The organism is Pseudomonas sp. ASL8, from assembly GCF_056680355.1.
In genome coordinates this window covers 1,226,536-1,238,650 of record NZ_CM155278.1, presented here as the reverse complement: position 1 = coordinate 1,238,650, position 12,115 = coordinate 1,226,536, and the positions used below count along the sequence as shown (strand labels likewise).

Sequence of the window (12,115 nt, the reverse complement as noted above, 5' to 3'; positions counted from 1 at the left end):
TTTTAACATGGCTGAACGTCTGAATAATGACTTCCAGTTCATCGAGGTCGGGCGCAAAGATCCGAAGAAGAAACTGTTGCGTCAACGCAAGAAAGAGTTCGTAGAAATCTACGAACCGTTCAAACCCCAGCAGTCGGCCGATCAGGCCCACCGCTGCCTGGGTTGCGGCAACCCGTACTGTGAATGGAAGTGCCCGGTGCACAACTTCATTCCCAACTGGCTCAAGCTGGTGGCCGAAGGCAATATCCTGGCGGCTGCAGAGCTGTCACACCAGACCAACACCCTGCCGGAAGTCTGTGGCCGGGTGTGCCCTCAGGATCGTCTGTGTGAGGGTGCCTGCACCCTCAACGACGGTTTTGGTGCGGTCACCATCGGTTCGGTGGAGAAGTACATCACTGACACCGCGTTCGCCATGGGCTGGCGTCCGGACATGTCCAAGGTCAAAGCGACCGGCAAACGTGTCGCGGTGATCGGCGCAGGGCCTGCGGGCCTTGGGTGTGCTGACGTGCTGGTGCGCGGTGGCGTGACCCCGGTGGTGTTCGACAAGAACCCGGAAATCGGCGGTTTGCTGACCTTCGGCATCCCGGAGTTCAAGCTGGAAAAAAGCGTGCTGAGCAATCGCCGCGAAGTCTTCACCGGCATGGGTATCGAGTTCCGTCTCAATACCGAAGTCGGCAAGGACGTCACCATTGATCAACTGCTTGAAGAATACGATGCTGTGTTCATGGGCATGGGCACCTACACCTATATGAAGGGTGGCTTTGCCGGTGAAGACCTGCCAGGCGTGCACGATGCACTGGATTACCTGATCGCCAACGTCAACCGCAATCTGGGCTTCGAAAAGGCGCCGGAAGATTTCGTCGACATGAAGGGCAAGAAGATTGTGGTGCTCGGCGGTGGTGACACCGCGATGGACTGCAACCGCACCGCGATTCGTCAGGGCGCCAAATCGGTGACCTGTGCTTATCGTCGCGACGAAGCGAACATGCCCGGCTCGCGTAAAGAAGTGAAGAACGCCAAGGAAGAAGGGGTGAAATTCCTCTACAACCGTCAGCCAATCGCTATCGTTGGCGAAGACAAGGTCGAAGGCGTGAAGGTGGTCGAGACTCGTCTCGGCGAGCCAGACGCCCGTGGCCGTCGCAGCCCCGAGCCAATCCCGGGCTCCGAAGAGATCATCCCGGCCGATGCCGTGGTCATCGCATTCGGTTTCCGTCCAAGCCCGTCGTTGTGGTTTGAGGAATTCAGCATCCAGACTGACAGCCAGGGCCGCGTGATTGCTCCGGAACAGGCGCAGTTCAAGCACCAGACCAGCAACCCGAAAATCTTCGCCGGTGGCGATATGGTTCGCGGATCTGACTTGGTGGTGACGGCGATCTTCGAAGGCCGAAATGCTGCCGAAGGGATCCTGGATTACCTGGGTCTGTGATCACCCTGACTGGGTGCAGCGGCCTCTGATTCCTGCGACAAATCGCCTCGATACATAAAAGGCACGGCTCATGCCGTGCCTTTTGCGTTGCGCTCTGAGAAAATACCCGCACTTTTTAACCGGATGCCGACATGACTGCCCTGAAGAACGACCGTTTCCTTCGTGCCCTGCTCAAGCAACCCGTCGACGTCACCCCGGTGTGGATGATGCGTCAGGCCGGTCGCTACCTGCCGGAATACCGCGCCAGTCGGGCCAAGGCCGGTGACTTCATGAGCTTGTGCATGAACCCGGAGTTCGCGTGCGAAGTCACCCTGCAACCGCTGGACCGCTATCCACAACTGGACGCAGCGATTCTGTTCTCCGACATTCTGACCATCCCCGACGCCATGGGCCTGGGCCTGTACTTCGAAACCGGGGAAGGTCCGCGCTTCAAAAAAACCGTGTCCACCCTGGCCGATATCGAAGCCCTGCCGATTCCTGATCCGCAGAAAGACCTGGGTTATGTGATGGACGCGGTCAGCACCATCCGCCGTGAACTCAACGGCCGTGTGCCGTTGATCGGGTTCTCCGGCAGCCCTTGGACCCTCGCGACCTACATGGTCGAAGGCGGCTCGTCGAAAGACTTCCGCAAGTCCAAAGCCATGCTCTACGACAACCCGCAAGCCATGCACCTGTTGCTGGATAAACTGGCGCAGTCGGTGACCTCGTACCTCAACGGCCAGATTCTCGCGGGCGCGCAAGCGGTGCAGATCTTCGACAGTTGGGGTGGCAGCCTATCAGACGCCGCGTATCAGGAGTTCTCCCTGGCCTACATGCGCAAGATCGTCAGCGGCCTGATCCGTGAACACGACGGGCGCAAAGTGCCGGTCATCCTGTTCACCAAAGGCGGCGGCCTGTGGCTTGAAAGTATCGCCGATGCCGGTGCCGATGCCTTGGGTCTGGACTGGACCTGCGACATCGGAGAAGCACGTCGACGCGTCGGCAACAAAGTCGCGTTGCAAGGCAACATGGACCCTACTGTGCTTTACGCTAACCCTACAGCCATCCGCGCCGAAGTCGCCCGCATCCTCGCCCGCTATGGCAGCGGCACCGGACACGTCTTCAACCTCGGTCACGGCATTACCCCTGAAGTCGACCCGGTCAATGCTGGCGTCTTCATGGAAGCTGTGCACGAGTTCTCGGCGCAATATCACCTGTAGCCAAGGCTGCGATAACGCCTCGTCATGCTATTCGCAGGCAAGCCTGTTTCCACGGAGAGACGTTCTGTGGGGCAGGCCTCTGCCGGCTCCTAACTTTAATCCTGGCTTCAGCTTCGCTTGCTATCTTGATCCCGTCATTCATACACAGACCGGATCACCTTCATGAACCCCCGTTACCTTGTCTTGCTTCTCGCCCCTCTTTTCTGCTCCGCGGTATCGGCTGCTGGCTATGCCGGCCCCGGCGGTAGCGGCCAGGTCAACACCGCCGCAGAGGCGCAAAAAGCCGCTGACGATACGCCTGTGGTGCTGCAAGGAAAGATCGTCAAACGTATCAAGCATGAAACCTATGAATTCAGGGACGCGACAGGCACGATTGAGGTAGAAATCGATGATGAAGACTGGCCCGCACCGATCGTCGACGATAAAACCCAGGTCAGGCTTATCGGCGAAGTCGACCGTGGATTTATGCGCCGTGAGGTTGATGTCGATCGTGTTGAACTGATGGACTGAGGCGCGTCAAGAATTGGCTCTGCTCGACAACGGCTCCAGCCGGGCCAGGCGCAACGCAACCGCCAGAGCGATCAGCAGCAATACGCCGATGAACAGGCCAATGCCATTCCAGCCAGCGTAGTGCCAGAACATCCCACCTGCGGTACCGGCCACGCTGGAGCCCGCGTAGTAACTAAACAAATAGAGCGATGACGCCTGGCCTTTGGCCTTGAGCGCGCGGCGGCCGATCCAACTGCTGGCGACCGAGTGGGCGCCGAAGAAGCCGAAGGTGAACATCAGCACGCCGACGATCACCACTGGCAGCGGGGTGAACATGGTCAGGGCGACGCCCGCCAGCATCAGCACAATCACCGACCACAAGACTTTGCGCCGCCCGAGCTTGTCGGCCAGTGCGCCGATTTTCGCCGAGCTGTAGATACCGGACAGGTACACCACGGAGAACAGTCCAACCAGCGACTGGCTCAGGTGGTAAGGCTCAGCCAGCAAGCGATAACCGATGTAGTTGAACAACGTGACGAAGGCGCCCATCAGCAGGAAGGCTTCGAGAAACAGCCACGGCAGGCCAGCATCGCGAAACTGCAGGGTGAAGCCGTCGAGCAGGCTGCGTGGGTGCAGCGAGCGTGGGCGGAAGTTGCGCGACTCGGGGAGAATCCTCCAGAACACCGCCGCGGCGATCAACGCCAGGCCGCCGATGATCAGCATCGCGGTATGCCAGCTGACAAAATCGACCAGGATCCCCGTGATAAGGCGACCGCTCATGCCACCAATGGCATTGCCGCCGATGTACAGGCCCATGGCCAGGCCGATGTGCTGCGGATGGATCTCTTCGCTGAGGTAGGTCATGGCGACCGCTGCCAGGCCGCTGAGCGACAGGCCGACCAGTGCGCGCGTCAACAGGATGCCTTCCCAGGTCGGCATCAGTGCACTGATCATGGTGAACAGCGCCGCGCAAAACAGCGCCGTCACCATCACAGGTTTACGCCCAAGCCGATCCGAAATGGGCCCGGTGATCAGCAAGCCAATCGCGAGCATGCCGGTGGCCACGGAAAGAATCAGGCTGCTTTGCGCTGCGTTGATTGAAAACTCATGGGACAAGACCGGCATCATCGGCTGCACGCAGTACAGCAAGGCAAAGGTTGCAAAGCCGCCGGAGAACAACGCCAGCACCGTGCGCATGAACATCGGCGTGCCTTTTTCGATGTAGATCTCGTTCAACGTCTTCGCGACATCGCCGGCGGGCGAAGGCTCGATGTCGTTAGCGCGCGGGGCAGCAGCAGTTTTCACAATGGACCTCGGTGGGGCGGCGGGTCGGGCAATGTGAAAAGAATATAGCTCGCTAACGATTCTTTCCAATATATTGTTCGACCTGTTTGATATCTAAAACGACCTAATGGTGAGTCCATGGAACTGCGACATCTTCGGTATTTCATCGCGGTGGCCGAAGAGCTGCATTTCGGCCGGGCCGCGCAGGCACTGGGCATCTCCCAGCCGCCGTTGAGCCAGCAAATTCAGGCGCTTGAACAGGAGATCGGCGCGCGGTTGTTCGAGCGCACCAATCGTCGAGTCGAGCTGAGTGAAGCCGGTCGGCTGTTTTTGGCCGAGGCCCGTCTGGTGCTGGCCCAGGTCGATAAAGCTGCCGACGTGGCGCGGCGTGCGCAGTTGGGGCAGTTAGGCGAGCTGAAAATCGGCTTCACCTCCTCGGCGCCCTTCAACTCAAGCATTCCGCAGGCGATTTTTGCGTTCCGTCAGGCTTTCCCGGCGGTTCACCTGGCGCTACAGGAAATGAGCAGCAAGGAAGTGGCTGAGGCACTGGTGGATGAGTCGGTGCAGGTTGGCATCATGCGTCCCTTGCCCTTGCCGGAATCGTTGGTCGCCGTGGAGTTGTTCCGCGAACCGCTGGTGGCGATTATCCGTGCCGATCATCCGTTGGCGGTGGGCAGTGAAGAAGGCCTGCAGCTGTCGGCGCTGGCGGCTGAACCCTTTGTGTTCTTCCCGCGCTCATACGGCAGCGGTTTGTACGCACAGCTGATCAACTTGGCGCGCCAGGCAGGGTTCAGCCCGCTGATCACCCAAGAGGCGGGTGAGGCGATGACCATTATCGGGCTGGTGGCAGCAGGGTTGGGGGTCACGGTGTTGCCAGCGTCTTACCAGCGCATGCGCATCGACGGCGTGGTCTACCGAACGTTGCTCGATGCAGAGGCCAATACGGCGGTTTGGCTAGTGCAGCGTCGGGATCAGCATTCACCGATGGCCAAGGCGTTTGTTGAGTTGTTGACCAAGCAGGCGGTAGCGCTGTAGACGCGCCTGTCAGGCTGGTTATTTTTCTTTTAAAAACAATTAGTTGGCGCTGTATCTTGGGTGTATATCCGGCATGTGTGGTTGCCGGAATTATGGTTTCGCTCTTACAGCGAGGGACCTTTTACAAACGCCTAAAAGGTCCCGCCAAAAGGCTTGCCCCTCCATGCGGATCCTCGCCTAGGCTCGGATTTCCCTCGCTCCGGCGTTGCTCCGGGGGTCGCCGCAAGGGGCCATCCCTGGCCCCGTGCGGCTAACTCGGCGTCCTGCCTCGTTACCCCCTGCGCAACACCTCCACTCGGCCTTCTGGAAAAGGGGCCTTGCCGTAATTCGGCAGTCAATTCACTCGAAATCCCAACGGCAGATAAAAATCTTGTGGGAGGCCCCGCCGCGTCTTTGACGCCGCGCTGTCGCGCAGCAAACGGGGTCCTGTAGGAGCTGCCGAAGGCTGCGATAAGGTCGGCACGACCTTCAGCGGTCTCAAGAAAACGACCGGTTCCGTCGGACGCGACCCCGGGGCGATCGCAGACCGCCACTGATCACGACACACAAATCGCAACCCAGTTTGCTGCGCGACAGCACGGTGTCGAAAATGGGGCGGGCCTCCTACAGGGTATTTGTGGGGCTTCTACCAGCGTCGGAAGATCAACGACGTATTCACGCCACCAAACGCGAAGTTATTGTTCATCACGAATTGGTTGCTCATGTGCCGCGATTCCCCGCGCAAGTAATCCAGTTCGCCACAACGCGGATCGACAGTATCAAGGTTGAGGGTGTGGATGTAGCGGTCGCGGTTCATCATTTCGATGCAGAACCACGACTCCAGCGCACCGCACGCGCCCAGGGTGTGGCCGAGAAAGCTTTTCTGCGAACTGATGGGCATCCGCGCCCCGAACAGGCTGTGGGTCGCCAGGGTCTCGGCGATGTCGCCTTGTTCGGTGGCAGTGCCGTGACCATTGACGTAACCGATGGCGTCAGCACTCAGGTCGGCGTCCTCCAGGGCCAGTTCCATGGCGCGGCGCATGGTGACCTGCTCCGGACGGGTCGCGTGCGCGCCATCGGCGTTGCAGCCGAAGCCGACGATCTCGGCGTGGATGTGCGCTCCCCGGGCCAAGGCGTGTTCCAGTTCTTCGAGGACCAGCATGCCGCCGCCTTCACCGATCACCAGGCCATCGCGGTCGCTGTCGTAAGGGCGAGGGCTGGTGTGCGGGGCGTCGTTTTTCAGGCTGGTGGCGTACAGCGCGTCGAAGACCATGGCTTCGGTCGGGCACAGCTCTTCAGCGCCACCGGCCAGCATCAGCGGCAGGCGACCGAACTTGATCGATTCGTAGGCATAACCGATGCCCTGGCTGCCACTGGTGCAGGCGCTGGAGGTCGGAATCAAACGCCCGGTCAGGCCGAAGAAGATGCTGATGTTCGCCGCCGTAGTGTGCGGCATCATCCGCACATAGGAGTTGGCGTTCAGGCCTTCGGCGACGGAGTTGATCAGCATGTTGCCGAACGCTTTGATCTCATCGGTGCTGCCGGTGGACGAGCCACAGGAAACGCCCATGCGCCCGTCGCGAATGATCGGGTCGTTGAGCAGGCCCGCGTCGAGCAACGCCTGCTCAGCCGCGCCGACGGCCAGCCGTGACACGCGGCCCATGCTGCGCAACTGTTTGCGGGTCCAGTGCGCGGGCACCGCGAAATCGTCGATCGGGCCGGCGAGGCGGGTGTTGAGTTCGGTAAAACGGTCCCACTCATCCATCCGCCGAATGCCGCTGCGGTTGGCGTTGAAGTTGGCTTCGATACTGGTCCAGTCACTGCCCAGCGATGTAATACCGGCCATGCCGGTAACAACTACGCGCTTCATTAGCACAGGCCTCCGTTGACCGCCAGAACCTGACGGGTGATGTAGGACGCTTCGGCCGACATCAGGAAATTCACGGCACCGGCGACTTCTTCGGGGGTGCCCATGCGTTGCGCGGGGATCATTTTCATCAGCTCATCCACGGGCACATTTTCGTCGAGCATTGCCGTGTCGATCAAGCCGGGGGCGACGCAATTGACGGTGATCTTGCGTTTGCCCAGTTCGATGGCGAGTGCTTTGGCAGCACCAATGATACCCGCCTTGGAGGCGCTGTAATTGACCTGCCCGCGATTGCCGATCAAGCCCGAAACCGATGTGATGCACACTATCCGCCCGGCGGCGCGACGCCGGATCATCGGCATCATTACCGGGTGCAGGACGTTGTAGAAACCGTCGAGGTTGGTGCGCATGACCAGATCCCAGTCTTCGTCGGTCAACGCCGGAAAGGCGCCGTCACGGGTCAGGCCAGCATTGCAGACAACGCCGTAATAGGCGCCGTGAGTCTCCACGTCGGCTTCGAGAATCGCCTTGCACGCAGCGCGGTCGGCGACGTCGAATTGCAGTATGCGCGCTTGTCGGCCCAAGGCCTGGATTTCCCGCTGAACCGCTTCGGCCTCAGTACGGCCGCTGCGACAATGCAGGATCAGGTCGTAACCGGCCTGGGCCAGACGCAGGGCGATGGCACGGCCGATGCCACGGCTGGAGCCGGTGACCAGTATTGATTCAGTCATGCGGAAACTCCTTCAGCGAGATAGTCAGCGGGCAGGGGTGGGCAATACACGTTAACCCGCGCCATGGCCTTGATGCCGGGACCGGTCAGGTGGCATTCGAAAACGCCCATGCCATTGTCATCCTGCAGTGAGCGCAGGGCGTGGATGGTCAGTTCAGTGCCTGCGGGGAAGTGCTCGACGTTACATTCGAACTTGCGCGTGCCCAACAAAAAGCCGAGTTGGACCTTATGGCCCTGCACGCGCGCCTTGCAACCTGCGTAGGCGGCAATGCTCTGGGCCATGAGTTCTATTCCGACCCAGGCCGGGAGGCTGCCATCGGCAAGGCTGAACAAGCCGCCAGGCCTTACTTTCAGGCGGGTGTGAATTTGTTCTTCGTCGAACGTCAGGACCTGATCGATGAGGATCATGTCTCCGGCGTGGGGCACCAGTTCGGCAATCGGCCAATCGATCATGGGGCGTCTCCGATAATCAGGCTGACGTTATTGCCACCGAAGGCGAAGGAATTGCTCATCAGTCGGCGTGGTCGGGTGTGCAGCAGGCGCTGGCCGGGCTCGACCCATTTCAGGACGGGCAGTTGGGCATCGGCTTCGCCATCCCAGAGGTGCGGCGGCAATGCCTGTTGCGTATTTTCCGACGCCAGGCTCAGCCAGCAGAACGCCGCTTCCAGCGCTCCGGCAGCGCCGAGGGTGTGGCCGCTCATGGGTTTGGTTGATGAACAGGGCACGCCATCTGGAAAGATCGCCTGCACGGCGAAGCTTTCCATCGCGTCATTGTGTTGCGTGGCGGTGCCGTGCAAATTCAGGTAGTCGATCTGCTCTGCACGCAGACCGGCATTGTTCAGCGCTTTTTGCATGGCTTGGCGCGCGCCGCGACCACTGGGTTCCGGTGCGGAAATATGGTGGGCATCAGAGCTGGCTCCGGCACCGAGCAGGGCAATCGGCGTGGCACCGCTGGCCTCGCGGGTCATTAGGTATAAGACAGCTGCCTCGCCGATGTTGATCCCGTTGCGATTGCGCGAAAATGGATTGCAGCGCTGTTCCGACACCGCTTCCAGTGCAGAAAACCCGTTCAGCGTCAGATGGCACAGGGTGTCTACGCCACCGCACAGCACCGCGTCGCACACCCCCATGTCCAGCAAGCGCCGCGCACTGAGCAGCGCCCGCGCGCTGGAGGTGCAGGCGGTGGAAATGACGTAGGCCGGGCCGCTGAGTTGCAGCCAGGCCGCGAGGAAATTCGCCGGGGCGCTGAGTTCCTGTTGCTGATAGTCATAATCGCTGGGGAATCGCTGCTCGCGCAGATACGTCGCAATGCCACGGCTGGCTTCATCGATCCCCGAGGTGCTGGTGCCGAGAATCACGCCGATACGCGAGCGGCCATAGCGTTCAATGGCCTGCTGGATATCGCCTTCGATTTGCAGGGCGGCGGCCAGCAGAAGTTGATTGTTGCGGCTGCTTTGCTGGCCCAACTCGGGAGGTGTCTGCGGTAATACGCCCTGTACGGCGCCGACCGGCAAGCGCCGACCCGGAACCCAGTCGTTCTCTTCGACCATGCCGGAGTCATCGCCCGCGAACAGCCTGCGCGCGACCTCGGTTTTGTCATTGCCCAGGGCGCAGATCACCCCCAACGCGTTGAGGTAGGCGGTCATGGCGTGGTCTCGTCATTCAACGGGCTGACGTTGTAGCTCAGGCCCTGCTCCAGCCGCAGACTGAAGACTTGCGGTTGGCGGTAATCGACGCGCCAGCGCGTGCCCAAGTTGCGTTGGCTGGCCTGGGATTGCGCCGCAGGATAGCGGCTGCGTAACTCAGGCGCCGGCGTCAGGGCGAACAGCAGCGCAGCGAACAGCTCGCGTGCTTCCGGATTGGGCGGCAACAGACCATCGGCCTGCCATGCGCCGTTGTTCAAGCGCTGGCGGGCGAGAGGGATGCCCAGCGGGTCGAGCAGCGACCAACGCAAGCTGGCCTCTTCCTGCTGGACCACCAACAACCAATCCTGGCGTTGGCCCGCCTGCTCGCGCTGGATGTGCAATTGCAGCGGCAACGGCAGGTGCGGCAGTGTCTCGGGCAGGGGCGCCTGGCTGGCGCAGGCGCACAGCAATAGAAGGCAAACGCTCAGCAGCAGGCCACGAATCATCCTGCGCTACCTTGCACGGGCTTGCGTGCGACGACGTTGACCAGGGTTTCTTCGCGCTGACCGAAGGGCGCGGGGCGGCGCAGTCCAAAGCGCTCCAGCAGGCCGAAATCCTTTGAACGGCTCCACCACAAATACGGGTACGAAACATGGTGAGGGTCGAACTCAAAGCCCTGTCCGCGCAGCATGTCGAGGTATTGCCCGGCGCTCTTCTGCACCTGCATCGGATGGCGGAACAGCCAGCGGATCACCCAGGTATCGATGTATGCCTTGGTCGATTCGGCGAACAGCAGATAACCGCCCGGCTTCAGCACCCGATAGAACTCGGCGAGGGCCTGTTCCTGCTCCACCAGATGGTGAAAAGTCTGGTGGCAGAACAGCAGGTCGACGCTGGCGTCCGGCAGTTGCAAGTGCGCGCAATCGCTGCCGATCAGTTCGACATTGATGCCTTGGCGCACCGCTTCGTCGCGGCTCACGGACAGGCTTTGCGGGTCGGCATCCACGCCCAGTAAACGCGCCGGGGCGAACACCTGCTGCAAGTACCGGAAGGATTTACCCTGGCCACAGCCAGCATCCAGGAGCACGGCGTCAGCCGGTGGCGCGATGCCCGGCGCGCCTTGATCAAAGAGCCCACGCAAATCATTGATCGCCACGCGCAGTACGTGGTGCTGCCACGTGTGGCTGCGCAGGAACCATAAGCCAAAGCGGGTTTCCTCGACGTAGCTGTCGCTCAGGTAGGCGCTGCTCATTGCGCTGCGCTCGCGCAGACTTCAGAGATCACCCGCAAGCGGCGCTTGGCTTCGCTGACAAAAGGGTTGCGTTCATCCCAGGCATAACCCGCGAGGATCGCACTGATCATGCGGCGGATTTCCGGTGGGCTGTCGGAGTGGAAGATCACATCCTGGAAGGTGCCTTCGTACCAGCCTTCGACATAAGCACGGAACGTGTCGACGCCGCGCTTGAGCGGCACGGAGAACTCGGCGTGCCAATCGACGGTTTCGCCTTGCAACTGACGATGCAGCAGGCCGGCAGCCATGCTGGCCGAGCGCATGGCGATGGTCACGCCGGAAGAGAACACCGGATCGAGAAACTCTGCCGCGTTACCCAGCAGAGCGAAGCCCGGGCCGTGCAGGGTTTTGACGTTGGCCGAATAACCATTGATGGTGCGCGCCGGGGTATCCCACACAGCATTTTGCAGCAGGCCCGAGAGGCTGGGTGTTTCGTCGATGAACGCCCGCAGGCAGGCCTCCAGATCCTCTGGTTTGTCTTGAAAGTGCTCGGCCGAGGCGACCACGCCCAACGAGCAGCGGCCATCGCTGAACGGGATCAGCCAGAACCAGATGTCGCGATGCGTGGGGTGAATGCTGACGAGGATCTTCTCGCGGTCGAAGTGCTTGTCATCAATGCGGTCTTCGATGTGGGTAAACACCGCCTGGCGAATCGGAAAGTTCGACGGTGCTTCCAGGTCGAGCAGTCTCGGCAGTACCCGGCCATAGCCGCTGGCATCCAGCACGAAGTCCGCTTCCAGGGTGTACTCACTGCCATCTTCGCGGCGTGCGCGCAGTTGGGGTTGCGGGCCATCGAAATTGGCTGCAGTGATTTCTTCCTGATAGCGGATTTCTACGCCTTGCAGCCCAGCCTGATCGGCGAGCAACTTATCGAAGGTGGCGCGTTGCACCTGGAACGTGGTCGGCTTGCCGTTGCTGAAGGTGTCGCCAAAGTCGAAATGGGTGTAACGCTCGCCCCAGGCGAAGGCCGCGCCGTTTTTTACTTGAAAACCAGCGGCCTCCACGGCGTCGAGCATGCCGGCTTCTTCGACGAAATCCAGGCAGTGCGAGAGCAAACTTTCGCCAATGGAGAAGCGTGGGAAAAGCTGGCGCTCAATGATCAGCACGTCGTGTCCCTGACGCTTGAGCAGTGCCGCCGCGATTGCGCCAGAGGGGCCGGCACCAATTACTACGACCTGGCGTCGTTCCAT

The 12,115-nt window shown here is 60.8% G+C and carries 12 protein-coding genes; 4 read left to right on the top strand and 8 right to left on the bottom strand.

Features of this window, described 5'->3' with window-relative positions; all coding sequences use genetic code 11:
• Positions 1–7 precede the first annotated feature (7 nt).
• The 3 genes from AC1MEA_RS05530 to AC1MEA_RS05520 all read left to right on the top strand — a co-directional run bounded on the left by AC1MEA_RS05530 (position 8) and on the right by AC1MEA_RS05520 (position 3,135).
• Positions 8–1,426, top strand: coding sequence for an FAD-dependent oxidoreductase (locus AC1MEA_RS05530; RefSeq protein ID WP_219063559.1), 1,419 nt, complete (start codon positions 8–10; stop codon positions 1,424–1,426).
• Between the two features lie 131 nt (positions 1,427–1,557).
• Positions 1,558–2,625, top strand: coding sequence for a uroporphyrinogen decarboxylase (gene hemE, locus AC1MEA_RS05525; RefSeq protein WP_480917065.1), 1,068 nt, complete (start codon positions 1,558–1,560; stop codon positions 2,623–2,625).
• 162 nt (positions 2,626–2,787) lie between these two features.
• Positions 2,788–3,135: a NirD/YgiW/YdeI family stress tolerance protein gene (locus AC1MEA_RS05520; RefSeq protein ID WP_480917064.1), complete on the top strand. Its 348-nt coding sequence runs from the start codon at positions 2,788–2,790 to the stop codon at positions 3,133–3,135.
• Between the two features lie 6 nt (positions 3,136–3,141).
• Here AC1MEA_RS05520 and AC1MEA_RS05515 read toward each other — a convergent pair whose 3' ends face one another.
• Positions 3,142–4,419: an MFS transporter gene (locus AC1MEA_RS05515; RefSeq protein WP_480917063.1), complete on the bottom strand. Its 1,278-nt coding sequence runs from the start codon at positions 4,417–4,419 to the stop codon at positions 3,142–3,144.
• 117 nt (positions 4,420–4,536) lie between these two features.
• Here AC1MEA_RS05515 and AC1MEA_RS05510 point away from each other — a divergent pair, with 117 nt between their 5' ends.
• Entirely contained in the window at positions 4,537–5,433 is an 897-nt protein-coding gene (locus tag AC1MEA_RS05510; protein ID WP_480917062.1) for a LysR family transcriptional regulator, read from the top strand.
• A 625-nt stretch (positions 5,434–6,058) separates the two neighbouring features.
• On the opposite strand, the gene AC1MEA_RS05505 is transcribed toward AC1MEA_RS05510, so the two are convergent.
• The 7 genes from AC1MEA_RS05505 to AC1MEA_RS05475 are packed head-to-tail and all read right to left on the bottom strand — an operon-like array spanning position 6,059 to position 12,115.
• Positions 6,059–7,282 (bottom strand): beta-ketoacyl-ACP synthase, encoded by a 1,224-nt coding sequence (locus AC1MEA_RS05505; RefSeq protein WP_219064495.1) that lies wholly within the window; start codon positions 7,280–7,282, stop codon positions 6,059–6,061.
• Entirely contained in the window at positions 7,282–8,010 is a 729-nt protein-coding gene (gene fabG, locus AC1MEA_RS05500) for a 3-oxoacyl-ACP reductase FabG (protein WP_480917061.1), read from the bottom strand. The genes AC1MEA_RS05505 and fabG overlap by 1 nt, the downstream gene beginning before the upstream one ends.
• Entirely contained in the window at positions 8,007–8,462 is a 456-nt protein-coding gene (locus AC1MEA_RS05495; RefSeq protein WP_480917060.1) for a hotdog family protein, read from the bottom strand. Before AC1MEA_RS05495 ends, fabG begins: the two co-directional genes overlap by 4 nt.
• A complete protein-coding gene (locus AC1MEA_RS05490) occupies positions 8,459–9,655 on the bottom strand; it encodes a beta-ketoacyl-[acyl-carrier-protein] synthase family protein (RefSeq protein ID WP_480917059.1) in 1,197 nt (398 codons plus the stop codon). The genes AC1MEA_RS05495 and AC1MEA_RS05490 overlap by 4 nt, the downstream gene beginning before the upstream one ends.
• Complete coding sequence (locus AC1MEA_RS05485; RefSeq protein ID WP_480917058.1) at positions 9,652–10,140, bottom strand: DUF3261 domain-containing protein; 489 nt, start codon at positions 10,138–10,140, stop codon at positions 9,652–9,654. The genes AC1MEA_RS05490 and AC1MEA_RS05485 overlap by 4 nt, the downstream gene beginning before the upstream one ends.
• On the bottom strand, positions 10,137–10,886 hold the full coding sequence (locus AC1MEA_RS05480; RefSeq protein WP_480917057.1) for a class I SAM-dependent methyltransferase: 750 nt from the start codon (positions 10,884–10,886) through the stop codon (positions 10,137–10,139). The genes AC1MEA_RS05485 and AC1MEA_RS05480 overlap by 4 nt, the downstream gene beginning before the upstream one ends.
• Positions 10,883–12,115 carry an NAD(P)/FAD-dependent oxidoreductase gene (locus AC1MEA_RS05475; protein ID WP_480918100.1) on the bottom strand — a complete coding sequence of 411 codons (1,233 nt, stop codon included), beginning with the start codon at positions 12,113–12,115 and terminating at the stop codon, positions 10,883–10,885. The genes AC1MEA_RS05480 and AC1MEA_RS05475 overlap by 4 nt, the downstream gene beginning before the upstream one ends.

Coding starts and splice junctions, on each gene's coding strand:
- AC1MEA_RS05530 (WP_219063559.1), top strand. CDS start 8: ATGGCTGAACGTCTGAATAATGACTTCCAGTTCATCGAGGTCGGGCGC.
- hemE (WP_480917065.1), top strand. CDS start 1,558: ATGACTGCCCTGAAGAACGACCGTTTCCTTCGTGCCCTGCTCAAGCAA.
- AC1MEA_RS05520 (WP_480917064.1), top strand. CDS start 2,788: ATGAACCCCCGTTACCTTGTCTTGCTTCTCGCCCCTCTTTTCTGCTCC.
- AC1MEA_RS05510 (WP_480917062.1), top strand. CDS start 4,537: ATGGAACTGCGACATCTTCGGTATTTCATCGCGGTGGCCGAAGAGCTG.
- AC1MEA_RS05505 (WP_219064495.1), bottom strand. CDS start 7,282: ATGAAGCGCGTAGTTGTTACCGGCATGGCCGGTATTACATCGCTGGGC.
- fabG (WP_480917061.1), bottom strand. CDS start 8,010: ATGACTGAATCAATACTGGTCACCGGCTCCAGCCGTGGCATCGGCCGT.
- AC1MEA_RS05495 (WP_480917060.1), bottom strand. CDS start 8,462: ATGATCGATTGGCCGATTGCCGAACTGGTGCCCCACGCCGGAGACATG.
- AC1MEA_RS05490 (WP_480917059.1), bottom strand. CDS start 9,655: ATGACCGCCTACCTCAACGCGTTGGGGGTGATCTGCGCCCTGGGCAAT.
- AC1MEA_RS05485 (WP_480917058.1), bottom strand. CDS start 10,140: ATGATTCGTGGCCTGCTGCTGAGCGTTTGCCTTCTATTGCTGTGCGCC.
- AC1MEA_RS05480 (WP_480917057.1), bottom strand. CDS start 10,886: ATGAGCAGCGCCTACCTGAGCGACAGCTACGTCGAGGAAACCCGCTTT.
- AC1MEA_RS05475 (WP_480918100.1), bottom strand. CDS start 12,115: ATGGAACGACGCCAGGTCGTAGTAATTGGTGCCGGCCCCTCTGGCGCA.